General features: G+C 57.6%; 25 protein-coding genes. 20 read left to right on the forward strand and 5 right to left on the reverse strand.

The genetic code is table 11. The features are described from left to right. Positions 1-424 precede the first annotated feature (424 nt). The 3 genes from rluC to FKG94_RS17435 all read left to right on the forward strand — a co-directional run bounded on the left by rluC (position 425) and on the right by FKG94_RS17435 (position 3,387). Positions 425-1,393, forward strand: a complete 969-nt coding sequence (gene rluC / locus FKG94_RS17425) for a 23S rRNA pseudouridine(955/2504/2580) synthase RluC (RefSeq protein ID WP_142905608.1) — start codon at positions 425-427, stop codon at positions 1,391-1,393. Between the two features lie 89 nt (positions 1,394-1,482). Beyond that, positions 1,483-2,121 carry an HAD-IA family hydrolase gene (locus FKG94_RS17430; protein ID WP_142905609.1) on the forward strand — a complete coding sequence of 213 codons (639 nt, stop codon included), beginning with the start codon at positions 1,483-1,485 and terminating at the stop codon, positions 2,119-2,121. A 282-nt stretch (positions 2,122-2,403) separates the two neighbouring features. Continuing rightward, positions 2,404-3,387, forward strand: coding sequence for a S49 family peptidase (locus FKG94_RS17435; protein WP_142905610.1), 984 nt, complete (start codon positions 2,404-2,406; stop codon positions 3,385-3,387). A gap of 189 nt (positions 3,388-3,576) precedes the next feature. On the opposite strand, the gene FKG94_RS17440 is transcribed toward FKG94_RS17435, so the two are convergent. Further along, positions 3,577-4,161 carry a Maf family protein gene (locus FKG94_RS17440; RefSeq protein WP_142905611.1) on the reverse strand — a complete coding sequence of 195 codons (585 nt, stop codon included), beginning with the start codon at positions 4,159-4,161 and terminating at the stop codon, positions 3,577-3,579. 180 nt (positions 4,162-4,341) lie between these two features. On the opposite strand from FKG94_RS17440, the gene FKG94_RS17445 reads away from it, so the two are divergent. From FKG94_RS17445 to FKG94_RS17505, 13 genes are all read left to right on the forward strand, one after another. After that, positions 4,342-4,923, forward strand: a complete 582-nt coding sequence (locus FKG94_RS17445) for a YceD family protein (protein WP_142905612.1) — start codon at positions 4,342-4,344, stop codon at positions 4,921-4,923. 187 nt (positions 4,924-5,110) lie between these two features. Continuing rightward, positions 5,111-5,293, forward strand: a complete 183-nt coding sequence (gene rpmF / locus FKG94_RS17450) for a 50S ribosomal protein L32 (protein WP_142905613.1) — start codon at positions 5,111-5,113, stop codon at positions 5,291-5,293. Positions 5,294-5,340: 47 nt separating this feature from the next. Beyond that, a complete protein-coding gene (gene plsX, locus FKG94_RS17455) occupies positions 5,341-6,393 on the forward strand; it encodes a phosphate acyltransferase PlsX (RefSeq protein WP_246125227.1) in 1,053 nt (350 codons plus the stop codon). Positions 6,394-6,548: 155 nt separating this feature from the next. After that, entirely contained in the window at positions 6,549-7,499 is a 951-nt protein-coding gene (fabD, locus tag FKG94_RS17460) for an ACP S-malonyltransferase (protein WP_142905614.1), read from the forward strand. A 7-nt stretch (positions 7,500-7,506) separates the two neighbouring features. After that, positions 7,507-8,250: a 3-oxoacyl-ACP reductase FabG gene (gene fabG / locus FKG94_RS17465; protein WP_142905615.1), complete on the forward strand. Its 744-nt coding sequence runs from the start codon at positions 7,507-7,509 to the stop codon at positions 8,248-8,250. Positions 8,251-8,450: 200 nt separating this feature from the next. After that, positions 8,451-8,687, forward strand: a complete 237-nt coding sequence (acpP, locus tag FKG94_RS17470) for an acyl carrier protein (protein ID WP_142905616.1) — start codon at positions 8,451-8,453, stop codon at positions 8,685-8,687. Positions 8,688-8,882: 195 nt separating this feature from the next. Beyond that, positions 8,883-10,121: a beta-ketoacyl-ACP synthase II gene (fabF, locus tag FKG94_RS17475; RefSeq protein ID WP_142905617.1), complete on the forward strand. Its 1,239-nt coding sequence runs from the start codon at positions 8,883-8,885 to the stop codon at positions 10,119-10,121. A gap of 61 nt (positions 10,122-10,182) precedes the next feature. Then, on the forward strand, positions 10,183-11,055 hold the full coding sequence (pabC, locus tag FKG94_RS17480) for an aminodeoxychorismate lyase (protein ID WP_142905618.1): 873 nt from the start codon (positions 10,183-10,185) through the stop codon (positions 11,053-11,055). Positions 11,056-11,075: 20 nt separating this feature from the next. Then, a complete protein-coding gene (gene mltG, locus FKG94_RS17485) occupies positions 11,076-12,101 on the forward strand; it encodes an endolytic transglycosylase MltG (RefSeq protein ID WP_142905619.1) in 1,026 nt (341 codons plus the stop codon). A gap of 365 nt (positions 12,102-12,466) precedes the next feature. Continuing rightward, the gene (tmk, locus tag FKG94_RS17490; RefSeq protein ID WP_142905620.1) at positions 12,467-13,090 is read left to right on the forward strand and encodes a dTMP kinase; all 624 of its coding nucleotides are present in this window, start codon (positions 12,467-12,469) and stop codon (positions 13,088-13,090) included. 78 nt (positions 13,091-13,168) lie between these two features. Continuing rightward, the gene (locus FKG94_RS17495; RefSeq protein WP_142905621.1) at positions 13,169-14,182 is read left to right on the forward strand and encodes a DNA polymerase III subunit delta'; all 1,014 of its coding nucleotides are present in this window, start codon (positions 13,169-13,171) and stop codon (positions 14,180-14,182) included. Positions 14,183-14,351: 169 nt separating this feature from the next. Further along, entirely contained in the window at positions 14,352-14,705 is a 354-nt protein-coding gene (locus FKG94_RS17500) for a PilZ domain-containing protein (RefSeq protein WP_142905622.1), read from the forward strand. Positions 14,706-14,763: 58 nt separating this feature from the next. Beyond that, positions 14,764-15,543 (forward strand): TatD family hydrolase, encoded by a 780-nt coding sequence (locus FKG94_RS17505; protein WP_142905623.1) that lies wholly within the window; start codon positions 14,764-14,766, stop codon positions 15,541-15,543. Positions 15,544-15,656: 113 nt separating this feature from the next. On the opposite strand, the gene FKG94_RS17510 is transcribed toward FKG94_RS17505, so the two are convergent. Together FKG94_RS17510 and FKG94_RS17515 are read right to left on the reverse strand one after the other, a co-directional pair. After that, positions 15,657-16,763: an MJ1255/VC2487 family glycosyltransferase gene (locus FKG94_RS17510; protein WP_142905624.1), complete on the reverse strand. Its 1,107-nt coding sequence runs from the start codon at positions 16,761-16,763 to the stop codon at positions 15,657-15,659. 24 nt (positions 16,764-16,787) lie between these two features. Continuing rightward, positions 16,788-17,321 carry a phosphatase PAP2 family protein gene (locus FKG94_RS17515; protein ID WP_142905625.1) on the reverse strand — a complete coding sequence of 178 codons (534 nt, stop codon included), beginning with the start codon at positions 17,319-17,321 and terminating at the stop codon, positions 16,788-16,790. A 256-nt stretch (positions 17,322-17,577) separates the two neighbouring features. Between FKG94_RS17515 and FKG94_RS17520 the strand changes: the two genes are divergently transcribed. From FKG94_RS17520 to FKG94_RS17530, 3 genes are all read left to right on the forward strand, one after another. Then, positions 17,578-18,195, forward strand: coding sequence for a dUTP diphosphatase (locus FKG94_RS17520; protein ID WP_142905626.1), 618 nt, complete (start codon positions 17,578-17,580; stop codon positions 18,193-18,195). 103 nt (positions 18,196-18,298) lie between these two features. Next, positions 18,299-19,282: a malate dehydrogenase gene (locus FKG94_RS17525; RefSeq protein ID WP_142905627.1), complete on the forward strand. Its 984-nt coding sequence runs from the start codon at positions 18,299-18,301 to the stop codon at positions 19,280-19,282. A 101-nt stretch (positions 19,283-19,383) separates the two neighbouring features. Continuing rightward, on the forward strand, positions 19,384-19,896 hold the full coding sequence (locus FKG94_RS17530) for a DUF2244 domain-containing protein (protein WP_142905628.1): 513 nt from the start codon (positions 19,384-19,386) through the stop codon (positions 19,894-19,896). A 100-nt stretch (positions 19,897-19,996) separates the two neighbouring features. On the opposite strand, the gene FKG94_RS17535 is transcribed toward FKG94_RS17530, so the two are convergent. Then, positions 19,997-22,483, reverse strand: coding sequence for a S9 family peptidase (locus FKG94_RS17535; RefSeq protein WP_142905629.1), 2,487 nt, complete (start codon positions 22,481-22,483; stop codon positions 19,997-19,999). 106 nt (positions 22,484-22,589) lie between these two features. Continuing rightward, positions 22,590-24,353 carry a gamma-glutamyltransferase gene (locus tag FKG94_RS17540; protein WP_142905630.1) on the reverse strand — a complete coding sequence of 588 codons (1,764 nt, stop codon included), beginning with the start codon at positions 24,351-24,353 and terminating at the stop codon, positions 22,590-22,592. A gap of 772 nt (positions 24,354-25,125) precedes the next feature. On the opposite strand from FKG94_RS17540, the gene FKG94_RS17545 reads away from it, so the two are divergent. Next, positions 25,126-26,049, forward strand: a complete 924-nt coding sequence (locus FKG94_RS17545) for an alpha/beta fold hydrolase (protein WP_142905631.1) — start codon at positions 25,126-25,128, stop codon at positions 26,047-26,049. Positions 26,050-26,145 lie beyond the last annotated feature (96 nt).

Here is a 26,145-nt window from a genome sequence, read left to right on the forward strand (position 1 = left end):
GTCGTGCAGCCATTCTATATTTGTTTGCTTTAGCACTTCTCGCTGCAGCATTCATTGTTTTGGGTGTTTTGCGGCCGGGTCTACCGGGTAGATATACATCATGCGTACACTACACGAGTAAACCAGTGGCCCACTTATAACGGGTTATCTTGCAATCCGTTAACACTCGTTCCACCGACCAGCGATATTTCCTCGGTACCGCAGTGTGGCGGCCATTTTGCTATTTTCAAAAATCGGCAAAAAGCGGCGAAAATCGACCTGGCTCGGCAACAAAGGACTATAGCAGCATTTGATAAGTGCTTCAATTGCAAAGGGTTTTACCCCTTCAGGTCACTGTGACGCGAAAAACGCCACCACCGCGGATAGTGGCTTTTTATCCGCAGCCACAGGTCTTTTTTGGGAAGCGACCTGCTATTATGGCCCCATGATCGCACCAGCTTCCCAATCCCCCTCCGTTCAGCTCGTCAAAATCGACCCCGACCAGGCGGGGCAGAGAGTCGACAACTTTCTGCTGGCCCGGCTTAAAGGCGTGCCCAAATCCCGTATTTACCGCATTTTGCGCAAGGGCGAGGTGCGGGTAAACAGGGGCAGGGTCAAGCCCGACCACAAGCTCCAGGCCGGCGATCTGGTGCGTATCCCCCCGGTTCGGGTGGCCGCCACCACTTCGCTGCCAAAGCCCGGCGCCGGCCTGCGCCGGGTGTTGGCCGAGGCCGTGTTATTTGAGGACGGGGGCCTGTTGGTGATCGACAAACCCTCGGGACTGGCGGTTCACGGGGGCAGCGGTGTCAGCCTGGGGTTGATCGAGTCGCTGCGACAACTGCGGCCACAGGCCCGCTACCTGGAACTGGTGCACCGGCTCGACCGGGACACCTCCGGTTGCATTATGGTGGCGAAAAAGCGCAGTGTGCTGCGTCATCTACAGGAGCAGATGCGCGCGGGCCGGGTGGACAAGGTCTACCAGGCGCTGGTGGCCGGTCAGTGGCCCGCGGATCGCGCCCATATCAATGCGCCCTTGCGCAAGAATGAACTCAGCAGCGGTGAACGGATAGTCCGGGTGACGCCGGACGGCAAACCCTCGCTGACGCAGTTCAGTGTCTTGCAGCGCTACGACCGGGTGACCCTGGTAGAGGCCAAACCGATTACCGGTCGCACTCACCAGATTCGCGTGCATGCCCGGCATGCGGGACACCCCCTGGTTGGTGACGACAAATACGGTGATGATGCCTTGAACAAAACCCTGCGTGAACTCGGCGTGCGCCGTTTGTTTCTGCACGCCGCACGGTTGGCGTTCTCGCTGCCCGGAGCCGATCAGCCCACGGTGGTCAGGGCACCCCTGGCGGTGGATTTGCAAGAGGCGTTGTCCCGTCTTACCCCGGCGGCGCCGGTTGACTGAGGTGTTGGGACGGGGTCGGTCGGAAAGGTTGGCGACCGACTAGAGTGACCGGCAGGTTGAAATATGACGTTGTAAGTTGGGAGGTCTGTTTGCTCTTTATCTTTGACTGGGATGGCACTATCAGTGATTCTACCGGCAGAATTATCGACTGTGTGCAGCGGGCCGCGGCGGACAGCGGCCTGGAACCGCTCGCCGACGATGCTATCAAGGACATTATCGGCCTCGGTCTTAAAGAGGCGCTCGAGCGTCTTTACCCGGGCGCCGGGGAGGAGCGCCGCCAGTTGCTCACCAGTAGTTATGCAAGACATTTCGTCGCTGCGGACCAGACGCCGTCGCCCTTTTACCCCGGGGTCAGAGCGACCCTGGAACAGTTACTGCGCGACGGTCACCAACTGGCGGTGGCGACCGGTAAAAGCCGGCGTGGACTGGATCGCATACTGGCCAATACGCAGTTGCAGGACTTTTTTCACGGCTCCCGTTGCGCCGACGAAACGGCCTCCAAGCCTCACCCGCAGATGTTGTGCGAGCTGCTTGATGAGTTCGATGTGGACCCTGCCGCTGCGGTTATGGTGGGCGATACGGAATACGATATGGAGATGGCCCGGCAGCTCGACATGCCGCGTATTGCGGTCAGTTACGGTGCTCACCATATCGATCGCCTGAGAGGCTATGATCCGGTGTTGTGTGTGGATTATTTCGAGGAGATTCTGGCGTGGGTCGATAATTAGTGTTTCGACAAATAAATATTTTCACCCAAAATGGGTTTTGGAGTCCCAGCCGACACGGTCTCGATCCGGGCATAGGCCTCCGTGAAAGGCCGTTAATACATCCATAGGCTCTTCGCCAGCATCCCTGCTGGCGAAGGTCCCGAAGACCTATGCCCGAATCGAGACCTAAGTGCCACCGAAATGAAAATGTTTTCTGGTCGAAGCACTAGGTTTTAGTGCCGGGCTTGTTGGCGCCATTGGGGCGCCGCCCGAACAGGTTTAACACAGTAGTGGAGAAAGGTTTTGGATAAGTGGAAAGCGTCGTCTTCGATCGACCCCAACGATGAGCACCGCGACTGGCGCTTGATCGAGTCGCTGGTCGGCGATGTGTTGCAGGAACAAAAGCGCGCCCGCAAGTGGGGTATTTTTTTCAAGTCACTGACATTTATCTATTTGTTCGTGGTGTTGATTTTGTTTCTGCCCGGAGCCGGTATCAAACCGGGGCCCGATGCCGGTCAGCCGCATACGGCGCTGGTTAAGATCGAAGGTGTTATCGCCGCCGATCAAACCGCCAGTGCCAATGCAGTGGTGACCGGGCTGCGGGCGGCTTTTGAGAGCGAGCAGGCCAAGGCGGTTATTGTCGCTATTAACAGCCCCGGCGGCAGCCCCGTGCAGGCCGGCTATATCTACGACGAAATAGCGCGCTTGAGAGAGCTGCACCCGGCGAAAACCGTCTACGCCGTTATCGGCGACCTGGGGGCATCCGGCGGTTATTACGTGGCGGCGGCGGCGGACCAGATTTACGCCGATAAAGCCAGTCTGGTCGGCTCGATCGGCGTTACGGCGTCGGGCTTCGGGTTTGTCGACAGCCTGGAAAAACTGGGTGTCGAGCGCCGCCACTTTACTGCCGGCGACCACAAGGCGTTTCTCGATCCCTTCTCGCCGCTGAAGGAATCGGAGCGGATGTTCTGGCAGCAGGTGCTCGATAACACCCATCAGCAGTTTATCGAGGTGGTCAAACGCGGCCGCGGCGACCGGCTGCAGGTGCAGGACGATATGTTTTCCGGCCTGATCTGGAACGGCGAGCAGGCGCTGGAGCTGGGTTTGATTGACGGTCTGGGCAGCGCGGGGTTTGTGGCGCGGGAGGTGATCGGTGAGGAGGCGGTCGTGGATTATACTTATCGGCGTTCGCCGCTGGAGTCGCTGATCGGCAACCTCGGAATGTCGATTGGTCGCGGGGTGGGGCAGGCGTTGGGTCTGTCTTCGCAGCCGCTGCAGTTGCGGTAGGGGAGAGTAGTGATGGTTTTGTGCCAGTAGCGTAACTTGCAAGTGGCACCCCTCGCGGTGGCGGTGCCTCTAGAAATGGGAGTGGCACCATTCTAGGGGGACGCAACTGAAGTTACGTCCCCGCACCGTGCCGCCGGAGGCGGTGCCATTGGGAAATATGCCATTTAAAGGAAAGGGCTTATACCCGGACTAAACCACCACCGGGTCCACTCCCTCCGCCATCAACATATCACACAGGGCAATCAATGGCAGCCCGACCAGGCTGCTGTAGTCTTCCCCCATTAACCGGGTAAACAGCGAAATCCCCAACCCCTCGACTTTAAAACTGCCGGCACAGTCATAGGGCTGCTCCCGCCGCAAGTAATGTTCGATCTGCAGGTCTGTCAGTTGCCGGAATTCCACCTCAAAGGGCACACAGGTGATCTGTTCCCCACCACTGCCGCTGTTCAGCAGGCACAGCCCGGTATGAAAGGTCACCCGTCGCCCGCGGCAGGCCCGTAGCTGGCTGACCGCGGTCCGGTGGTCGAGGGGCTTGGTCAGGACTTCTCCGCCCAGTTCCGCCACCTGGTCCGAACCGATGACCAGGGCCTGGGTATAACGACCCGCCACCGCTTCGGCCTTGGCCCGGGCCAGGCGGCTGACCAGTACGGCCGGTGGTTCCCCCGGTAGCGGGGATTCGTCGATGGCGGGGGACTCTGAGGTAAACGGCAGCCCGAGCTGTCGCAATAGCTGTTGCCGGTAGGGGGAACTGGAAGCAAGTATCAACGGCAACATAAAACACCCTGGTTTTGGCTCTGTAACGCCCTTGCGCCGGGCTCCTTGCTGTCGCGTTGCGACCGGCGGCGCTAGAGGCCGCACTATAACATCAAAAAAACGCCGAAAACCCTTGTTTTGTCTGTATTTTTATGGATTTCCTTTGACAGACCAGGGGCGGATGCCTATTATTGCGCGCTTATGTCGGATGCCCCCCAAAAACAGGTGCTGCCCAGGCGGATCGATCCCCGGAAGTTTGCCCAGCAAGGGGTAAATCTGGCCGGTGATATTGCGGTATCGGACCTGGCGCGACTGACCGAGGCCAGCGTCGGTGACGGGCCCCCGGTGCGGGCTGCGCTGGCATTTGGTATCAATGAAGAAAAGGCCAGAACCCTGACCGGCACCCTCGATGGCCAGGTGAACCTGGTCTGCCAGCGCTGCCTGGAACCGGTGGCCGTGCCTTTGCACTGTGCGCTGAACCTGGTGCTGGTGTGGGATGAAGAGGATGCCAGGCAGTTGCCCAGGCGTCTGGACCCCTGGATTGTCGGCGAGGGCACGGCAGACCTCTACGAGGTGTTGGAAGAAGAGTTGTTGCTGGCGCTGCCGATGGTCGCTTATCACGCTGAGGCGTGTATTGACCCGGCTTTATTGTCCGGTGGCGAGGCCACCGGCGCAACGGGACAGGGCGGACAGAAAAACGCCCGGTTTTCAGAGGCAAATCGGGAAGCTTCGGAATCAAACCCGTTTAAAGTCTTGGAGCAATTGAAAAAGACGCCGAAGTAGGAGTGCGCCGAAACCCGGTGGCACACCGATACCAGTGCGAACTGAAACATCGGTGAACTGAAACATTGGTGAACTGAGACAAAGGTAAACCGACACTGAAGATATGCCGGCATCAGTTTACGTCGAAAACCGAGGCGTCCCGGCGGCAACCGTAAGACACAAAATTTGTGGTATATAGGAGCTCATCATGGCTGTTCAACAAAACAAGAAGACCCGTTCCAGACGCGGTATGCGCCGGTCTCACGATTCACTGTCCGGCGCCAAACTGTCGATCGATCCGACCACTGGTGAGAAGCACCTGCGTCACCATGTGACTGCCGATGGTTTTTACCGCGGCCGCAAAGTGGTGGAAACCGGTAACGAAGACTAAGTTACCCCTACCGGTCGCCGACGGGGCCGACAGGGTCGGTTGATACCTTGTCCACCGATACGTTGTCTACAGAGTATCCGCCCACCGAGACCTGCATAGCGGTTGACGCTATGGGCGGCGATCTCGGTCCCGGCATTACCGTGCCCGCGACCCTCCAGGTAGCCCAAGCTCACCCCCATCTGCGTTTTGTACTGGTCGGCGAAGAGCATTCGCTGACCTCACTCCTGCCTGCCAATCCACCGTCCGGTATCTCTTTCGAGTACGCCGCCGACACCGTCGGCATGGGCGATAAACCCGCCTATGCGCTGCGCCACAAGCGTAATTCCTCGATGTGGCGAGCTTTGGAGATGGTCCAGTCCGGGCGCGCCCAGGCCTGTGTCAGCGCCGGTAACACCGGGGCGTTGATGGCGATGGGAAAATTCTTGCTCAATACGTTTCCGGGCATCGACCGGCCTGCGATCTGCAAACCCGTACCCACAGAGAAAGGACACAGTTACCTGCTCGACCTCGGCGCCAATATCGATTGCCGGGCCGAACAATTGCTGCAGTTTGCCGTTATGGGGGCGGTGCTGGCGGCTGCGGTGGACGATAAGCCCGGCCCCAGTATCGGCCTGCTCAATATCGGCGCGGAAGCGATAAAAGGCGGCGAATCTATCCGCCTGGCCGCGGCGCTGTTGCACCGGCATCCGGGCCTGAACTATACGGGTTACGTCGAAGGTGACGGTATTTACCGCGGCGATGTGGATGTGGTGGTCTGCGACGGTTTTGCCGGCAATGTGGCGCTGAAGGTGAGCGAGGGCGTCGCGCTGCTGCTCGCCGACCGGGTGCGCAAGATATTCACCGCCAACTGGTATAGTCGCCTGGTTGGCCAGTTGGCCCAGCCTCTGTTGCGAAAATGGCACACACAATTTGACCCCGCCCGCTATAATGGCGCCAGTTTTCTGGGGCTGCAGGGCATTGTGATCAAGAGCCACGGCGGGGCCGATCGGCGCAGCTTTCAGTTTGCCCTGGAAACTGCCCGGGATCAGGTGGAGCGGTCCATTCCAACGTTGATCAACGATCAGGTCGCGGCGCTGCAGGCGGCTGATAACGGCTATTGACCCAGGCTTGGACCTCGGCTCGCCGCGGGTTGAAACGGCCACCGGACAAAATGTGGATAGACATAAAAAGCCGTTATAAAAAGCGGGTCTAAAAAGTTCATAAAAGACTTAAAAGAGATTTAAAAAAGTCGATCAAACTAGAGTTGATAAACGATATGACGAGTAAAAATCTGGCGTTTGTATTCCCCGGGCAGGGCTCTCAGAAAATCGGCATGCTCGCCGATATGGCCGCGGCCTATCCACTGGTGCGCGAGACCTTTGCCGAGGCGGGTGAGGTTTTGGGTTACGATCTGTGGGATTTGGTGCAGACCGGCACCGAACAGGATATCAGTCTGACCGAGCGCACCCAGCCGTTGCTGTTGAGCGCCAGTGTGGCGCTGTGGCGGGTCTGGCAGCAGCGCGGCGGCCCCGCGCCGCGCCTGCTCGCCGGACACAGCCTCGGCGAGTGGTCGGCGCTGGTCTGTGCCGGTGTGGTGGGGTTTGTCGACGCCGTAAGGCTGGTGCAACAGCGCGGCAAGTTTATGCAGGCGGCAGTGGCGCCGGGGGTGGGTGCCATGGCGGCTATCATCGGTTTGAATGACGACGCTATCGAGGCGGTCTGTAGCGAGGCCGCCGGGTCGGACGTGGTGGCTGCGGTAAACTTCAACTCCCCCGGTCAGGTGGTGATTGCCGGCAATAAAGCGGCTGTCGATCGCGCCATTGCGCTGTGCAAAGAGGCCGGCGCCAAGCGTGCCATGCCGCTGCCGGTAAGTGCTCCCTTTCATACTGAACTGATGCGCCCGGCCGCCGAGCAGCTGGCACAGCAGATAGCGCAGACAGTATTTACGGCGCCGGCCATACCGGTGGTACACAATGTCCACGCGCGCACTGAAGCGGATGCCGAGAGTATCAAGAAACTGATGATCGAACAGATTTACAGTCCGGTGCGCTGGGTCGATTGTGTCAACGCACTGGCGGCGGCCGGTATTGAAACCGCCGTTGAATGCGGGCCGGGCAAGGTGCTGGCAGGTCTCAATAAACGTATCCAGCGAGCTATCGTCACCGGTGCGGTGGACACACCGGCAGAGCTCGATAAAACGCTGGAAGTATTGTCAACAGCAGGGTGATAACGACATGAGTATTGCAGATAAAGTGGCGCTGGTGACCGGCGCCAGTCGCGGTATCGGTGCGGCCATTGCCGATCAACTAGGCGCTGCCGGTGCCGTGGTGGTGGGTACGGCAACCAGCGCTGGCGGCGCTGAGAAAATCAGCGCGCGCTTTGCCGACAAAGGCATAAAAGGCAGCGGTATGGTACTCGATGTGACCGATGCCGGCGCCGTTGCCGAATTGTTGCGCTCAATGCAAGAGCAGTACGGCGCGCCGCAGATACTGGTCAACAATGCGGGCATCACCAAAGACAATTTGTTGATGCGTATGGGAGAAGATGAGTGGTGCGATGTTATCGACACCAATCTCAGTGCGGTGTACCGGTTGAGCAAGGCCTGCCTGCGGCAAATGATGAAAGCGCGCTGGGGGCGTATCATTAATATCAGCTCGGTGGTGGGTGCGATGGGTAACGCCGGCCAGTCCAACTACGCCGCCACCAAGGCGGGCGTGGCCGGGTTTGCGCGCGCCCTGGCAAAAGAGGTCGGCTCGCGCGGTATCACCGTCAATACAGTGGCGCCCGGCTTTATCGATACCGACATGACCAAGGTGTTGCCCGCCGAGCAAAAAGACCTGATGCTGTCCCAGATTCCCCTGGGTCGCCTGGGCCAACCGGAGGAGATCGCGGCGGTGGTCTGTTTTCTGGCCGATGCCGCCGGCGGGTATATTACCGGTGAAACCATCCATGTGAACGGCGGTATGTATATGGCTTGATATTTGGGTTTAACTTGTTGTTTTATATGGATATTTTTCTTTGAAATAAAGATTTTTAGCCCAATGGATTACAACGCGGCAAAAATCGATGTAAAATGCGCGCTCGTGTTGGCCGCAGTAACCGAACGAAAACTAGAGCCGTTGACAAGGCTACCGGCCGCGGCGTAACCGAATTTAACGACTAGGAGTTAAAAAACACTATGAGCAGCATTGAAGAACGCGTTAAGAAAATTGTTGCTGAGCAACTGGGCGTGAAAGAAGAAGAAGTAAAAAGTGAAGCGTCATTTGTTGAAGACCTGGGAGCGGATTCACTGGATACAGTGGAGTTAGTGATGGCGTTGGAGGAGGAATTTGAAACTGAAATTCCCGATGAAGAAGCCGAAAAAATCACCACTGTGCAGTTGGCTATCGATTACATCAATCAAAACCTGGCGTAATTGTTTAGTCTCACCCGACTGACGTTTATTCTCGAAAGCCGTTCTATTGCAAAATAGTACGGCTTTTCATTTTTTAAGCGGTGTGGACAGTGTGGCTGATTTGCAGGCGCGTCTATGGGTCCAACCGCTGTGTCGAGCCTCTGTGTAGAACTTCTGTAGTGGATAACGGAAACGGTAAAAAACGGGAGGATACTTGTGTCGCGTAGAAGAGTAGTTGTTACTGGATTAGGCATGGTCAGCCCGTTGGGCAATACCGTTGCCGACAGTTGGGCAGGTATTGTCAACGGCAAGAGCGGTGTGGCACCTATCGAAACATTCGACCCGTCAGCTTTCAGCACGCATTTTAGCGCCTCGGTAAAAAATCTGGCGCTGGATGAATACATGCCCGCTAAAGAAACCCGCAAGATGGACCCGTTTATTCAATACGGCATGGTAGCCGGGCTGCAGGCGGTTGCGGATTCGGGCCTGGAAGTCAACGAGGCCAATGCCGGGCGTATCGGCGCCGCCATCGGTTCCGGTATCGGCGGCATCGGCTCGATTGAAGACACGGCGCTGACCATCGAGCACAAGGGGCCGCGCCGTATTTCGCCGTTTTTTGTGCCCGGTGCCATCATCAATATGATTGCCGGCAATCTATCGATCAAGTACGGCTTCAAGGGGCCCAATGTGGCGGTCACCACTGCCTGTACCACCGGTACCCACTGCATCGGCTGGGCCGCGCGCATGATCATGTACGGCGAGGCCGACGCCATGGTTGCCGGGGGGGCGGAAATGGCGACCACCCCGGTCGGACTTGGGGGGTTTGCCGCCGCTCGCGCCCTGTCCACCCGCAACGACGATCCGCAGGCGGCCAGCCGCCCATGGGACCGGGCGCGCGATGGATTTGTACTCGGTGACGGTGCCGGGGTGATGGTGTTGGAAGAATACGAACAGGCCCGTGCCCGCGGGGCGCGCATCTATGCCGAGCTGGCCGGCTTTGGTATGAGCGGCGATGCCTATCATATGACATCGCCGCCGGAGGACGGCGCCGGCGCCAGTCTGTCGATGCAGAATGCCGTCGACGACGCGGGGGTCGCCCTGGAGGCCATCAATTATATCAACGCCCACGGCACCTCTACACCCGCCGGCGATGTCGCCGAGTGTCTGGCGATCAAACGGATTATGGGTTCAGCGGTGGATCAGGTTGCGGTAAGTTCCACCAAATCCATGGTGGGACATTTACTGGGCGCGGCCGGGGCGATCGAAGCGATATTCAGTGTGCTTGCGATTCGCGACCAGGTGGCGCCGCCGACCATTAACCTGGACGATCCGGACACCGGTTGTGATATCAATCTGGTGCCGCACACCGCTCAGGAAAGACCTATTGAAGCGGTGTTGTCGAACTCATTTGGCTTTGGCGGTACCAACGGCTCATTGATATTTCGCAGAGTTTGACGGCGGATCGATATCGGCACCGGGCTGGTTTCGGGCTCAGGTTTCTTTATAAACTGTTTTTATGTCTGCATTCGCTCCTGTATTCCTCGTCAATGGCCGGCCCGGCGCCACACTCTCCCCGCTGGATCGCGGCTTTGCCTACGGCGACGGCGTGTTTGAAACCCTGATCCTGGACGGCGGTACGTTGCCGCTGTGGGACTACCATCAACAGCGCCTGCTGGCCGGTTGCGAATGCCTGGGCATCCCCCTGCCGCTATCTACACTGACGGCGCACAAGGATCAGTTGCTGGCGCTGGCGGCCCGCCATGCCGTTGATACTGGTGTGGCGAAGCTGGTGGTGACTCGCGGAGAGGGGGGACGCGGCTATGCGACGCCCGCGGAGCCGACCCCCACGATCGTGGCGGGGCTCTACCCGCCGCCGGCGTATCCCGTGTCTCATTGCCGCACCGGTGTGCAAGTCCGTGTCTGCAACCAACGCCTGGGGACCAATCCGGCACTGGCCGGCCTCAAACATCTGAACCGGCTGGAGAATGTGCTGGCGCGGCGGGAGTGGACCGATACGGCGATAGCCGAGGGATTGTTGCTGGATCAAAACGGGCAGGTGATCGAGGCCACCGCCAGCAATGTGTTTATCGTCAAAGACGCTGCCCTGATCACACCGCGGCTGGACCAATGCGGTGTTGCCGGTGTCGCCCGGCGAATAATTATGGAAGTACTGGTGGCGCGTTTGACGCCGCCGGTGTCGCCGGTGCAGGAGGCGCGCTTGTCGCTCGAGATGCTGCGCGATGCCGATGAAATCTTTCTCTGCAACAGTGTTAACGGTATCTGGCCGGTGCTCGCCGTGGAGCAGTGGCACTATCCCCGCGGTCCGGTGACGGCGGCCCTGCAACAGTGCTTCGAAACCTATCTGGATGAACGGCGGGCGCTAAGTTGACAAAGACCAGGTCGATAAAAATGCGGCTCTCTGTGGCTCTGTTGTTGTTGCTGTTAGCTGCCGGCGCCGGGCTGGGTTGGTGCCTGCACTGGTTGAAAAAGCCATTGCCGCTGGCCGAAGCAGGCCTCTCCATAGAGCTTAAACCTGGCGATTCGCTGGTCCGGGTGGCCCACCGGTTGCGATCTGAAGGTGTGCTTCACCACCCGCAGATTCTAGTGGCCTATGGACGCCTGACCGGGGCCACGGGGATAAAGGTGGGGGAGTACAAGGTAGCGCCCGGCACCAGTCCGCGGTCGCTGTTGGAACAGCTTGTGCGCGGCGATGTCGTCAGCTATCAGGTCACCCTGGTCGAGGGCTGGACCTACGCCCAGGCACTGGCGGCCCTCCATGCCGAATCCCGCTTAACGGCGCAACTGGCCGATCTCAGTGTCGAGCGCCAGTTGGAGGTGCTCGACATGGATGTCGACCATCCCGAAGGCTGGTTTTTCCCCGACACTTACCGTTTTACCCGGGGCATGAGCGATGTGGATATCCTGCGGCAGGCCCACCGGCGTATGCGCGACCTGCTGGAGCGGGAGTGGGCGGCGCGAGCGCCGGGGCTGCCCTATGCGAATGCCTACGAGGCGCTGATCATGGCGTCCATCGTCGAGCGGGAAACCGGCCAGCCGGCGGAGCGCCGGCAGATCGCCGGCGTGTTTGTGCGGCGCCTGCAAAACAATATGCGCCTGCAGACCGACCCGACCATTATTTATGGACTGGGCAGTGACTTTGATGGCAATATTCGCAGGCGCCACCTGCGCCAGGCAACGCCTTACAATACTTACGTTATCAGGGGGTTGCCGCCGACACCCATCGCCCTGCCGGGGCGCGAAGCCATTTATGCGACCCTGCATCCCGATGATTCCGAAGCGCTGTACTTTGTCGCCAAGGGCGACGGCAGTCACCAGTTCTCCAATACCCTGGAGGAACACAACAAAGCGGTTCGCCGCTACCAGATAGTCCGGCGCAAGAAAGATTACCGGTCGGCGCCGCAACCGAAAAATTAAACGTCGCCGGCTGTGGTAAGTGGTGCGATGGTAATGGGCCCAACCACAGTGGCACTTCTTTAAGCAAATATGTACTAATTGACCGGTCTGGCCCTGGCTGAAGCCTTCAGAAACACGCTGTGGACCCGTCCCTGGGAGCTTCCCGACAGCATCCCTGCTGTCGAGAGTTTCTGAAGGCTTCAGCCAGGGCCAGACCTACCTTCAGTACACTTAATTGAGGTCGGTTCGATTGAGTCGGAGATTAGATAAACTGATGCAAATACGCTTAAGGTAGGGGCATTGGGTCCAACTCCGGTAATAACGGCCACTGTCACTGGCCACTGGACTTTTAAAATCGGTAAAAAACAGCAATTAAAAGTATCACTATGCAGCGCGGAAAATTTATCACGGTTGAAGGCATCGAAGGTGTCGGTAAAACCACCAACATCGAATTTATTACCCGCTGCCTCAGCGAGCGGGGGGTCGAGCCACTGGTGACCCGGGAACCCGGCGGCACCCCACTGGCGGAGGATATCCGCCGGCTGCTGTTGCAAAACCGCGACGAGGCCGTGGATGCGACAGCGGAATTGTTGCTGGTATTTGCCGCCCGCGCCCAGCACTTCAGGCGGCTGGTGGTACCGGCCCTGGAGACGGGAAAATGGGTGGTCTGCGATCGCTTTACCGACGCCACCTACGCCTACCAGGGCGGCGGCCGCGGGGTTGAGATGGGACATATCGCGCAACTGGAAAACCTGGTGCAGGGCGATTTGCGTCCCGATCTCACCCTGGTGCTGGATATCGAAGTTGGGCAGGGGCTGGCGCGGGCGCGGGCGCGGGGGCAACCGGATCGGTTCGAGCATGAAGCCGCGGTCTTTTTTGAGAAAGTGCGCAGCACTTATCTGGAGCGCGCAGCTTTGGCGCCCCAGCGCTATCGGGTGGTGGACGCCGGGCAGCCGCTGGAGCGGGTGCAGGCCGCTATCAAACCGGCGCTGGCGGCGCTGTTTCAGTAGCCGGTTGCGGGCCGGTTGCGGATAGTATTTTATCAACCGGCCTGCTAAGTTAGCTGTCCCCCATCCGATACCCTGACTATGACTCACACCACCGAGACCCTGACGTTACCTTACCCCTGGCAGCAGCCGCAGTGGCAGCAGGCAATACAGTGGCAGGAGCGGGGTAAACTGCCCCACGCGCTGTTGCTGGGTGGCCAGCAGGGTATCGGCAAGGCGCATTTCGCCGCGGCATTGGCCCAGTATCTCTTGTGTGCCGCACCGCGCAGCGGGCTGGCCTGTGGCGATTGCCGCGGTTGTGAGCTGAATCGGGCCGGCACCCACCCGGATCTGGTCCGGGTGCAGCCCGAGCAGGCCGGTAAAGCGATCAAGGTGGATCAAATTCGCGAACTGGTGGACTTCCTGGCCAAGACCGCGCAGCAGGGCGGTATGAAACTTGCCGTTATCGCCCCGGCCGAAGCCATGAATATCAACGCCGCCAATGCGCTGCTGAAAAGCCTCGAGGAACCTGCAGGCGATACTCTGCTGCTGTTGGTGAGCCACACGCCCAGCCGGGTGTTGGCGACCATCCGCAGTCGCTGTCACAACCTGCCGCTGGCAACGCCCACGGCGGAGCAGGCGGAGTCCTGGTTGGCGCCCCTGGTCAAAGGTGAAGACCCCCGGGTGTTGCTGCAGTCGGCCGGGGGGGCGCCGCTGGCGGCGCTGGCGCTGGTCGAGGGGGACGGCCTGGAGCGGCGCGGGCAATTGCTGGCCGGTTTACTCGATGTGGCCGAAGGCCGGCGCTCGGCTCTGGACGGCGCCGCCAGCGCTATGAGCGCCGAGCCCTTACAGGTGCTCGACTGGCTGCTGGGCTGGCTGCAAATGGGGGCCCGGCAACTGGCGGGGGCAGCGGCACCGATGGCGTCCGGCGGGGATATGGACCGGCTCGCACCGGTGTTTGCGCGCATACAACCGGTGCATTTGTACCTCTACGTCGACAAACTTTTGCTAGCCAAACGACAACTGCTCAGTGGTGCCAATCCCAACAAGCAACTGTTGTTGGAAGAAGTGTTTATGGACTGGGGAGCGCTGTCCCGTATTAGAGTTGCGCGTTAAGGTCCTGTATCGGATTGATTGCCGGGCATGCCCGGGTCGGTAATGACAACCCCTGCCAACGCCGTTCACCCGGGGACCCGTACTAGACAGTCCACCCGTAATGGATTAAGTTAAAGCCATTACCCGGCGATCAGACAAGCCAACCAGGCAGCGGAGCATTGAACAGCGTATGAAAGGTTTGGGAGGGGGCGCACGCAACGGCATCTTGTCATTGACCATTAAAGACAAAGCTGTTCTATACGCTGCTTATATGCCCTTTATTCAACATGGCGGTCTTTTCATTCCCACCAATAAGTCTTACAAGCTGGGTGACGAAGTGTTTATGCTGCTCAACCTGATGGATGAGCCGGAGAAGATCCCCGTCGCCGGCAAGGTGGTCTGGGTGACGCCGAAGGGCGCGCAAGGCAACCGCGCCGCGGGTATCGGCGTGCAATTCAGCGATCAGGACGATACAGCGGCGAAAAAGATAGAAACCTACCTGGCGGGCTCCCTGGATTCCGACCGGCCCACCCACACAATGTAAGTCGATCCCGGTTTCTTCGCTCCCAACTGCATCCTCCCAACCATATGCTCCCAACTACATGCTGATCGATTCCCACTGTCATCTCGACCGCCTCGAACTCGGCGCCTACCCGGGCGGTTTGCCCGATGCGCTCGCGGCGGCACAGGCGCGCGGCGTCGAAAAATTTCTCTGTGTCGGTATCAGTGTGCAACACCGGGAGCAGGTGCTGGCAATCGCCGAACGGTACGATGCGGTCGTGGCTTCCGTCGGCGTTCACCCGCTGGACGTAGAGAGCGGCCTGGCTTCGGAGTCGCAACTGGTGGACTGGGCTCGCCACCCGAAGATCGTCGCCATCGGCGAGACCGGTCTCGATTACTATTACAGCGCAGACAGTAAGCCGCTGCAGCGGCGCAGTTTCGCCACTCACCTCGAAGCCGCCGCCGCGGCAGCGCTGCCGGTGATTGTGCATACCCGCGACGCGCGCAATGACACCCTCGAGCTGATTCGCGCCCACGGTGATCTCGAGCACGCCGGGGTCCTGCACTGTTTTACTGAAGACTGGCAGATGGCCTCGAAAGCCATGGATATGAATTACCTGATCTCCATTTCCGGCATAGTCACCTTCCGCAATGCCAGCGCGCTGCGGGATGTGGTGAAACGCGTGCCCCTGGATCGACTGTTAGTCGAAACCGACTCGCCTTACCTGGCGCCGGTGCCTTATCGTGGGAAACCCAATGAACCGCAGTATGTGCGAGAGGTGGCGGAGTTTGTCGCCGAGTTGAAAGGGGTTAGTTTTGAGACCCTGGCGGCGCGCACGGCCGCCAATTTTTTTAGACTGTTTCCCCGCGCCCGTGGCTGACCCGATTTCTCCCGAACTGCAACCGGCTGTTGACACACTGTTTCGCCGCGCGGCCTGATCCCGGTAACGCGACCGCAAGGGCTGCGTACCCCGTGCATGGCCTACCGTCGGCCTCAAGCGGCCCGGCCGGTATTCGCGGCGAGAGTGGCGCTGGTGGTGGGTTTGGGATTGGCGGCAAAGTCGGCAATGTCCGGTGACTCCACCTGCGCCCACAGATTGGTCACCAGGTTGGAGGAATCCTTCCAGTCGCCTGCTACCAGCCAGTCAACGATGGCTCCGGCAACGTCGGGATAGACAACTTGGGGCCCTTTCCAGTCGTCGAGCCAGTGGCGGATGGTACCGGCATCGAGACTGTTCATGGTCATACCCAGGCCAAGCTGCTCCAGGGCCGCGGCGTTGGAAAGTTGTTCCATTTGGCCCTGCAGGGGTTTTGCCAGCAGTTTCTTGCCGAGCTGTATCGCCTCGCTGGCCAATTCGAAACCGGCATTGCTGATCACGCCGCTGCAGGTGTGCAGGTCCTGTTGGAAACCGCTGCGACTCAGCGGGCGCAGTTGAATATTGCCGCGGTCTTCGTGCCGTTCGAACTCGCCGTAGTAGTAGAAGATGTAATCCTCCATCGGCTCCAACAGCGACATCACCTTTTGTGGTGACTCAAATCCCAGATAGACGACTATCTTCCGGGGGTCGACATGCCGCCCTGCGCCGGCGGGAATATCGGCGATGGGGGGCAGGATATTGTGGCCGAAATGGTGCCAGTGCAGGCCCAGGGAGAGACTGGCCGGTGCGAAGTGGCGCATGATCATCCGCGAACTGAGGGTACTGCCGCGCAGTGGAATCGGGTAGTCGAAAGCGTACTGGTGGCCGATGCCGATACAGGTTTTCCCCGCCCGCCTGGCAGCCCAGGCCGACACCGGCTCGAAATCGGTGATAACCAGATCGTAGTCGTCGACCGGCAGCTCGCGGATATCGCGAAAAAACTGCAGTATTTTATTGTGGCGCAGGGTGCGCAGGTTGTCGATCTTACCCTCCTGGTGCACGAAGGTCATACCGCTCAGGCAGCGCCAGTCGCCGAACTGCTTCATATCGAAGAACTTGTCCCGCTCGCGCCCGGAGAACAGGTAATCGACCTGCAGGTCGGTGTTTTCCAGTGCCGCGCTGATGGCGCGGGCGCGGGTGATATGGCCGTTGCCGGTGGCTTGCACACCGTAGAGTATTTTCATGTCATTGCCTTAAATGCGAAATGCTTAAACACTGAGTGTCAGTACCAGCAGGCTCAACGTATGCCCCAGCAGAGCCCCGGCGACGATATCGCTTGGAAAGTGCACGCCCAACATTACCCGCGAACCGCCCACCGCCGCTGCCCAGGGGTAGAGCAGGGGGCTCAGATACGGGAATGCGTGACTGAGGATACCGGCGGTCAGAAACGCCGCCGATGTGTGGCCGGAGGGAAAACTGAACTGGTCCGAAGGCTTGATAACACTTTCGAAGCCCGGAATCGCCTGGGGTGGGCGGTTGCGCTTGAAGTGGCGCTTGGAGCAGAAATACACCAGGCGCTCCACTGCAAAGGCCAGCCCCAGCAGCGATACCATCTGCCAGTTGCCGTAGCAGGCCAGCACCAGGGCGCCGAGTGCGTAGAGGGGGCCGTCGGCGCTACGTGAGATCAGGCGGCTCAGCTTGATCAGGGCACTTCTGTGTTTGCGGCGCAGACACCAGCTGAAGGTAACGAGGTCACAGCGGTGAATACTCTCAAGTATGTGGCTATCTTGTAGTAAACGCATGAGGAAGCCCTCCTTTAGCGCATACCCTAGAGCGGAGTTATGACAGAAACATGTGAATTCGATGACCGTTGTGTGACGCCGCACACCTCAAAAACCGCGCTTTTGGCAGGGCGGGTGGGGTTAAAACCCGCCTCCGGCTCCATCGGGGACAGGCTGTGATAAACTGCCGCTGCCCCGTCGCCGGGCGGGGGTTGTCAATCAAGGCAGGTCATATAGAAGGCAGGTCAACAAAGACAGGCCGGTGTTCGGGGGAGATATGCAAGAGCAAGTAGAAGTCATGTTGGCGATGCAGGACGATATGAATACCAGGGTCAACAACGACTGGCGCCGGCAGGATTTTGCCTGGTACCGGGCCATCTGGATTGAATGTGCCGAGCTGCTCGACCACTACGGCTGGAAGTGGTGGAAGAAGCAGACGCCGGATATCGAGCAGGTGCGCCTCGAACTCATCGACATCTGGCACTTTGGTCTCAGTTTATTGCTGCAATCCGACCAATCCCCGGCAGCCCTGGCCCGCCATATCGATGAAACGCTGGTAGTGGCCACCGATGAGCCGGATTTTCGGCTGGACCTGGAGGCGTTTGCCGCCCGTACCCTTGCCGAGCGCCGGTTTGATGTGGCGGGCTTCGGTCGGTTGATGGCGGGCATCGATCTCAGCTTCGACATGCTCTACACCGGTTATGTGGGGAAGAATGTCTTGAATTTTTTTCGCCAGGATCACGGCTACCAGGAGGGCACCTACAAAAAGCAGTGGGGCGATCGCGAGGACAACGAACACCTGGTCGACATCGTCCAGGGCCTCGATGGCGCAGCGGCAACCTTCAAGGACGATCTTTACGCTGCCCTTAAGGCGCGCTACCAGGGTGTGTGCTAGGCCCGGTAACTGGCAAATTTCCTGTAATTCCCTATAATTGCCACCCGCCAGGCCGCCGTTCGACGGCCCCCCTGCCAACCCTCAGTGTTAACGGAGAGATATTGTGAAAGCACCCGTTCGAGTCGCCGTCACCGGAGCTGCCGGTCAAATCAGCTACTCTTTATTATTCCGCATTGCCGCCGGTGAAATGTTAGGTACCGATCAGCCGGTCATTTTACAAATGCTGGAAATCACACCGGCACTCGACGCCCTTAAAGGCGTGGCGATGGAGCTGGACGACTGCGCGTTTCCGCTGTTGGCCGGTATGGTCTGTACCGATGACGCCAATCAGGCATTTAAAGATGTCGACTACGCACTGCTGGTAGGTGCCCGTCCGCGGGGGCCGGGTATGGAGCGCAAAGACCTGCTGGAAGCCAATGCGGCGATCTTCTCCGTGCAGGGCAAGGCCCTGAATGACCACGCTTCCCGCCATGTCAAAGTGCTGGTGGTGGGCAATCCCGCCAATACCAATGCACTGATTGCCCAGCGCAATGCGCCGGACCTGGACCCGCGCCAGTTTACCGCCATGACCCGCCTCGATCACAACCGCGCCCTGACCCAGTTGGCGCAAAAAACCGGTAAATCGATCAACGATATTACCCATATGACGATCTGGGGCAATCATTCGTCCACCCAGTATCCCGATATCCACCAGTCCAAGGTAGACGGCGCCGCCGCCACAGACCTGGTGGATCACGATTGGTACGCGAGCGATTTTATTCCCACCGTGCAAAAGCGTGGTGCCGCCATTATCGATGCCCGCGGTGCCTCCAGTGCCGCCTCAGCCGCCAATGCTGCCATCTTTCATATGCGCGACTGGGCACAGGGCACCGCCGCCGGTGACTGGACCAGCATGGGTGTCTACAGTGACGGCAGTTACGGTATCGAAAAGGGGTTGATCTACTCCTTCCCTTGCGTGTGTAAAGGCGGCGACTGGGAGATTGTGCAGGGGGTCGATATCAGCGATTTCTCCCGCGAAAAAATGACTGCCACGGAACAGGAGCTGCAGGAGGAGCGCGACGCCGTTAAAGCATTGCTGCCGTCTTAACAGGCGGGTTGCTGCCGGCGCTTGCGGTTCGGCCGAATGTCTGGTTAGGTACTAGACTATTGTCTGGTATCATACCGAACTGAACCGCAAGAGGTTAAAGCATGGTTAGGACCGAGGCGCTGGCGCGGGGACGGGGGTTCAAGGTGATCTTGTCGCCCAATCGCTCACTGACCTGGCAGGCAAACCTCTGGGTACTGGCCTCGTTTTTTGCTGTTTCACTGTTTATCAGCGTAGGCGTGCTGCTGAAAGGCGCCTGGGTTATTGTGCCTTTTGCCGGTATTGAGCTCGCCCTGCTGGCCTTCGCGATGTGTTACGTCCAGCGCCGCACCCGGCTGACCGAAGTGATCTATATCGACGATCGGCGCCTGCTCATTGAAAGGGGAATAGGCTCACCACAGTGCTCCTGGTCCTTTTGCCGGCCGGGGGCGTCCATTATGGTGCACTCGGATAATCCGTTCGCCGATGACCAGCACGTCTGCGTCTGCGGTGATCAGGGTATCGTCGAAGTGGGTGAATTTCTGAATCCGAGTGACCGTGCCCTGCTGGTGAAGGACCTCACCGGTTGTGGCTTGCGCGCCTCCCGACACCTCAACTGGTCAGCCCTGCCGGCATAACAATATCTGTAAACGGTGACCAGCCGCTGAAAATCCGCCGTGCAATCCCTCGCAGGCGGAGAACGGTGTGTTTTTTGATTGGTTTTCAGTTGATTCGCTTTTAGCGGCGGTTAATATCAAGTTTATACTGCTTTGGCGGCGTTTTACCCAATAAATGCTCAACCATGTAATCCCACTGGCGGCGCATGATGTAACCTTCAGCGATAAAAGAGTGGGTGCGGTTGGGCAAATATAACATGTCGAAATCTTTATTGTTGGCAATCAGCGCATCGACAAATTGCAGAACCTGTGCCGGCGGTACGTTTTCGTCCAGCTCACTGAAGTGCAATAGCAACTTTCCCTGTAATCGATCTGCCATTAACGATGACGCCATCGACTTAAAGTTTTCCGGTATCTCGGTCTTGTCGTCGCCTGACCAGCGTGTGCCATTGCCGTAGCGCGGCTTGCCGTGAAACGCTGTCCAGTGAAAGTCGTCGTACATCGCATGCATATCAGCCACCGGTCCACCCGCAACGCCGACTTTAAAAAATTCCGGATATTCCAGCATGGCTCTGATGGTAGTGTAGCCGCCATAGGAAAACCCCACGATACCGACGCGGTCGATGTCCATATAGGGGCGGGTGTTAGCCAGCTCTGTTATCGCATGCACGTGATCGTCCAGGCCAATTTGGTTGAGCTTGCCGTCGCCGTAATGGTTAAACGCGGCAGAGCGATAGGTGGTGCCGCGCGCATCCAAGGACACCACGATAAAACCGAGCTCTGCGTAGGATGACGGCGCCAGCGGTGCTCGGCCGCGATAAGCCTGGAAAAAGTGGCGCGGTGCAACGGCGATCAACGGGCTATTATATTGCGCGTTGATAATGGGGTACTGCTTATCGGGGTCAAAATCGCTGGGTTTGTAAATAACACCCCGGAGTTCGGTTTTTCCATCCTGCGCTATGACCTTGAATTCCTCCGGTGGACGCCAGCCCTGTGCATACAAACCGCTGGCATCCACTTCATTCACCACGGCTATGACCTTGCCATCAGTGATACGGCTGATGGCAAAACGCGTGGGCTGGTCGACGCGGGAATAATTATAGACCGCGTAGTGACCACTGGGGGAAATGGCGCGGTAGGGTGTTATGCCATCGGTGGATATCAAAGGGTCTTCAGGTAACAACAAATGGTCGGCGTCTTCCGGTGTCAGCAACGTTAGATCAGTGCCGTCGAGGTTAACGCGGTAGAGATGGCGATAATAGGGGTTGCTGCCCGGTATGCTGTCGCCGGCGGTAAAGTACATGACATTGCGCTGCTCATCGACGTCAATAATCTCTCGCACTAACCAGTTGCCGCTGGTAACGGCGTTGAGGAGTCTGCCGGTTTTTATATCGTAACGATAGACATGTCCCCAGCCGCTGCGCTGCGACCACCACAGTGCCTCGGCGCCGTCCTTGAGTATGCGCACATTAGCCGGATAATACTGTGAGGAGTTCATATCAAAACGCGGGGACAGGGTTTCTTTGATCACGGTCCGGCTTTTGCCGCTGGTGATATCCACCTCAAATAAAAAGCCCGACTCCAGATTATCCCCGTGGGCGGCCATATAGAGCCGGCTGGCGTCGTCACTCCACCAGACGTCCCGCACAGCGATATAGTCCTGCTGAATCAGTAACAGTTGGTCATAGGGAAGATCGACACGCTGTTTCTTACCTGTTGTTGTATCCACCAAATACCAGACAAAAAACGCTGGTTTTTCACCGATCATGGGTATGCGGACATTGTGAACCCGGGGACGAAAACTACCGTCTTTTCTCACCGATTCCATAAAAGGATAAGGCTGCACATGGCGCTGGTCTATGAGCGGCACCAATACTGTGCGATTGTCCGGTGACCATAGCGTGTTGGCAGGCAGGTCCTTTTTGTCTTCATTTTTGCGTGCATAGTAACGCGGGACAAAGTTGGCGCGGTTGTCCGGGTACAGGCCATAACCGATGTTCTCGCCGCCGTCAAAGGTTAGCTGGCGGCTGTCGTTAGTTGTCAGGTCCAGTAACCATAGGTTGTTATCGGCACGGGTTTCCACGCCAAATTTGCCGTTATGGGATACCAGCACTCCCGCCGGTGCGGGTTTCGCTGCGGCTCTTGCAATCGTTTGACAACCTGTTGTCGCGATCTGGCACTGATACTCGATCGCGTCGATGACAAAGTGAATGGCGCTGCGATCGGCGTTGTAGCTAAATTCGGTAAACGGTAACTGTTGCGCATTAACACCACTGATGCCGGCAGCGGACAAACCCGCCGCGATAGCGTCGTGATCAAACGCAGACTGCTGATTTCCCGTCGCAGCTTGTACCAACATAAACTCATGGCTGTCTTTAGCCTCGCGCCTGTACCAGAAGTCATCGCTATCGCCCACCCAGTGCGGCACGATAAACACATTGTGCACATGCCGATTCAACTGTGGTCCCATCAGACGCTCCGCGCGCTGGTAAACCTCGATGCCGACGCTGTCGCGCTTAGCTTTTACTGCGCTGGTATCGACTGGCACTTCACAGCCGAGCGCGGCGATGCCCAGACCGATGGTGATCAACCTGTTGATTAACTGCATTGTATTAAATCCCCTGTCACTGGCCTGGTTGCAGATTTGGTAAAAGAGATTCGACGGCTGTTACGCAGCCGTTTACTGTTGGCGCATGCGTTAGATGGTCGAGGTTTTAGTAGCCAACTGCACGCCCACCCAAACTTTCACCCAAGGCGCGAGGGCTGCCGCCTTTGAGCTGTCCGGATTCGGGGTCAATCTGGATACCAATCCAGTAACCGCGGGTAGTATCATTCTCGTCAATCTCCATCCCCATGGCGTTAAGCGATTTAATCATCTGCGGCTCCAGATCGCCGATACCAAACTGCTGGGTTTGTTTGGTGGGATCCTTCGCATCGAATTTGAGGAAGCCCCAGGCCGGTGCGTTGATCGCTTGCTGGGGCGTCATACCAAAGTCCAGCACACTGATCAAACAGGATAGGGTGCGTTGATGCAAACCGGCGCCAATGGACGCGAAGCCCAGAAAAGGCTTGCCGTCTTTGAGCACCAGCCCGGGATTAGTGGGGTCGGGCAGGCGCTCACCCGGTGTCACAGCAGCCACCTGCGGCACTTGAATTGACGCTGAGTCGGGAATCGAGACACCATCGACAAACAGGCCGGTGGTGCCCCACATTTCGGTGTTTATGGTATGCACCATGGTGGCAATATTGCCCCATTGATCGATGACGACAACCCCATCCGAATGCGCTGGTACTATTTTCTTTGGTGACACGACACCAGGAAAGTGGCCCGCTTTTATCAACTGCCAGATTTTTTCATTGACCTCGGGTTTAAGGCGGCTTTGCGGTGAAAGGTCCATACTTAACGCCTTGCCCACTAATTCCGCTGCATAGGTCATTGAGATGCCGACACGGGTAATGTTACTCATCCAAAGCAGCGCCTCGGGGGATTCACTGTAGTGGCCCATGCTCGGCAGTTTGGCCAGCTCTGACAGTTCCATCGCCTCCACGGTAGCCACGCCGCCAACTGCGGGCAGGCCGTGGACGTACACATCATAACCATGGTATTGGGTGCTTAGTGGTTCACTCCATATCACCTCGTAGCCGGCCATATCGGCAAGACTGAGCTTACCGCCCATGGCCTGAACTTTATCAACCAGCTTTTTCGCCCATGGGCCTTTATAGATGTAATCGGCGCCTTTTTGAGAAAACGCTTTCAAGGTTTGCGCCAGTGCCGGTTGCCGAAACGTCTCGCCGACTTGATAGTTGTCACCGTTCGGGCTGGTAAAAACGGCTTTAGTTTCAGCGTCGCGAGCCAGTAAATCTTTGCGAAAGGCAAATATCTGGTCGGGGACTTCGTGCCAGGTGAACCCTTGCTCGGCACACTGCACGCTGGGTGCCACTACTTCGGCCAGGCTTAGCCTGCCAAAGCGTTTGACCAGTTCATCCGCACCTTTCATAAAACCGGGTACCAGTACCGAGCGACCATTGGGTGCTATCGCGGCTTTGGAATGCCGGCGGGAAAACTCTACTGGTGGAATGGAGGCCGGGTCGGTTTCCCCGGCGACAGTATTATAAGAGGCATTCATATTGTAGACTTTACCCGTGGCCGCCTCGTAGTAAACAACGTTCATAATACCGGCATAACTGACCCAGGCACCGGCAGCGAGGCAAATTTGCTTCATTGCAGTGCCCACTGCGGCATCGGCCGCGGTGCCGCCGGCTCGCAGGATATCGACACCGGCCTGTTGCGCGGCTGCGCCGGTTGTACCGGTCACCATAGCGGTAGTGGCGGTGCTTTCCGGCAGCGCTTGATCGCTGTACAGAACCGATCGCTGTAGTGTTGGTCCGGTCCCAATAATCCCCGACTGACACGCAGCCAATCCACCCATCGTACCTGCGATCATTGCCTTGGAAAACGTTTTAAAAAGCTGCTTCAAACCCTTATCTCCCTGTCATGTTAGTTTATAGCCGGACATAATTGACCAGTTTGGTCTTTACACGTATCGGCAATGTTACTATAAATAATAGTCGGTTAATGGGTGCCAAAACACTAACAATTGGGGAATTCGCACTCTTATACGGGCTTGCTCGATCAGTGCGCTGATGGCGACAGGCTATTTTGTAACCGCAAAGAAGTGCGGGCTTTACACTGCTGAGGTCTGGTATCTGCAACACCGAATTGCCCGGTGTGAACGCTACGCTTAACGTGGGTGAGGTGGCCTGCGACCGGGTCTGCGGATATTGAACTGGTACCTATAAAAACGTTTAGTCAAATCAAAAGGGTAACTATTGCCCGGCAAATAGTTTTGATTGCACCATTTTTTTTGTATTCAGTATATTATAATCTTAGGTGTTTAACACCGTGTCTGACCGATGTTCACGCTCATCTGATAGCCGTTAACGGTAAAGGTAGTTTCGAACGCCGCCAGGCTATCATCCACAGTGATTTTTGTCGGTATGGAAAACAACCACTATCTGCGTCAAGTTATTCCCTCACGTGTTGACACTTATAAAGACGAAGCCGCAACCGGTATGAAACAGCGATAATATGCACGGCATAGTAACCGATGCTTTCAAATCCGACATTTAATGTAAAACCAGTAGAGAGCAGATCAGTTGTTTAGAGTACTCAGGAAAACCGCCAAATGGTTGGTAATTGGCGTAGGCATTGTCCTCACCATAACGGTAACCATCGGCTTGTCGACTCGTATGTTGATCGATGACGTTCCCGCACCGGGGCAGCGATATGATGTGGGTGGGTTTAGACTGCATATTGACTGTAAGGGAAAACCCAATCATCTGCCAACGGTGATCATTGAGGGTGGGGCGGGCGTTTCAACACCAATCAACTACTGGTTGCAGCAGCATCTGCAAGACCGTGTTCAGGTCTGCCGTTATGATCGCGCGGGATTGGGATGGAGCGATGACAGTGTCACTGTGCGCGATGCGGATACGATAGCCGGCGAGTTACATACCTTACTTGCAAAGGCCGAGATAAAACCGCCCTATATTCTTGCCGGACATTCGCTGGGTGGTCCGTTGGTGCGTGTCTATGCTGATCATTACCCCAGTGAAGTGGCGGGTTTGATATTTATTGATTCCAGCCATCCAGAGCAGGACGAGCGGCTTTACGGCTCTCCGCCCAGTAATAACACCTGGATATACACCATTGCTCGCGTGCTGGGCGAGTTGGGTTTGCTGCTTTATTTGTATGATACGGAAGAGCAGCTGGAAGAGGGCTTACCACAGCATGAGCTTGTGGCATTGCGCTGGATGGCCCGTAATGGACGCATCGGCAGGGAAGGGGGAAAGGAGGGATACAGCCTGCCCAGCGTGCTCGACAGGGCCGCCCAAACTACCGACTTTGGATCGACCCCGATTCGAGTGTTTACTGCCGGCCCTGAGGTTCAGGGTGACGTTAATGGCATCAGTGGAGAGAAATTCACTGAAATCTGGCGCGCGCTGCAGGCAGAATTGTCGACATTGTCTACGGACGGAAAGCACTTTATTGTGGAGGGGGCCACACACATGTCGATTGTTACCACTCGTCGTTATGCGAAGGTTGTCACTGAAGAAATTCATCGGGTTTTGGATGTAATGGAACACCGGCGCTCCTTGCCTGGGAAAAAATAGCTCCGGCTGTAAATAGCCACTAACTTTGACAGTGCTTAGACTGAGCAGCATTTAAGTATGACTGGATGAGCAAAATAGGCCTAAAAAGCAATTGCA

This window comes from Exilibacterium tricleocarpae, from assembly GCF_007004655.1.
Classification (GTDB): domain Bacteria; phylum Pseudomonadota; class Gammaproteobacteria; order Pseudomonadales; family Cellvibrionaceae; genus Exilibacterium; species Exilibacterium tricleocarpae.

Bases quoted from the DNA above. Each gene is read 5' to 3' on its own strand.
- FKG94_RS17445 (WP_142905612.1), top strand. From the start codon at position 4,342: ATGTCGGATGCCCCCCAAAAACAGGTGCTGCCCAGGCGGATCGATCCC.
- pabC (WP_142905618.1), top strand. From the start codon at position 10,183: ATGTCTGCATTCGCTCCTGTATTCCTCGTCAATGGCCGGCCCGGCGCC.
- rpmF (WP_142905613.1), top strand. From the start codon at position 5,111: ATGGCTGTTCAACAAAACAAGAAGACCCGTTCCAGACGCGGTATGCGC.
- rluC (WP_142905608.1), top strand. From the start codon at position 425: ATGATCGCACCAGCTTCCCAATCCCCCTCCGTTCAGCTCGTCAAAATC.
- fabG (WP_142905615.1), top strand. From the start codon at position 7,507: ATGAGTATTGCAGATAAAGTGGCGCTGGTGACCGGCGCCAGTCGCGGT.
- FKG94_RS17515 (WP_142905625.1), bottom strand. From the start codon at position 17,321: ATGCGTTTACTACAAGATAGCCACATACTTGAGAGTATTCACCGCTGT.
- FKG94_RS17500 (WP_142905622.1), top strand. From the start codon at position 14,352: ATGAAAGGTTTGGGAGGGGGCGCACGCAACGGCATCTTGTCATTGACC.
- FKG94_RS17520 (WP_142905626.1), top strand. From the start codon at position 17,578: ATGCAAGAGCAAGTAGAAGTCATGTTGGCGATGCAGGACGATATGAAT.
- mltG (WP_142905619.1), top strand. From the start codon at position 11,076: ATGCGGCTCTCTGTGGCTCTGTTGTTGTTGCTGTTAGCTGCCGGCGCC.
- acpP (WP_142905616.1), top strand. From the start codon at position 8,451: ATGAGCAGCATTGAAGAACGCGTTAAGAAAATTGTTGCTGAGCAACTG.
- FKG94_RS17440 (WP_142905611.1), bottom strand. From the start codon at position 4,161: ATGTTGCCGTTGATACTTGCTTCCAGTTCCCCCTACCGGCAACAGCTA.
- tmk (WP_142905620.1), top strand. From the start codon at position 12,467: ATGCAGCGCGGAAAATTTATCACGGTTGAAGGCATCGAAGGTGTCGGT.
- FKG94_RS17535 (WP_142905629.1), bottom strand. From the start codon at position 22,483: ATGCAGTTAATCAACAGGTTGATCACCATCGGTCTGGGCATCGCCGCG.
- fabD (WP_142905614.1), top strand. From the start codon at position 6,549: ATGACGAGTAAAAATCTGGCGTTTGTATTCCCCGGGCAGGGCTCTCAG.
- FKG94_RS17545 (WP_142905631.1), top strand. From the start codon at position 25,126: ATGTTGATCGATGACGTTCCCGCACCGGGGCAGCGATATGATGTGGGT.
- FKG94_RS17505 (WP_142905623.1), top strand. From the start codon at position 14,764: ATGCTGATCGATTCCCACTGTCATCTCGACCGCCTCGAACTCGGCGCC.
- FKG94_RS17530 (WP_142905628.1), top strand. From the start codon at position 19,384: ATGGTTAGGACCGAGGCGCTGGCGCGGGGACGGGGGTTCAAGGTGATC.
- FKG94_RS17510 (WP_142905624.1), bottom strand. From the start codon at position 16,763: ATGAAAATACTCTACGGTGTGCAAGCCACCGGCAACGGCCATATCACC.
- FKG94_RS17495 (WP_142905621.1), top strand. From the start codon at position 13,169: ATGACTCACACCACCGAGACCCTGACGTTACCTTACCCCTGGCAGCAG.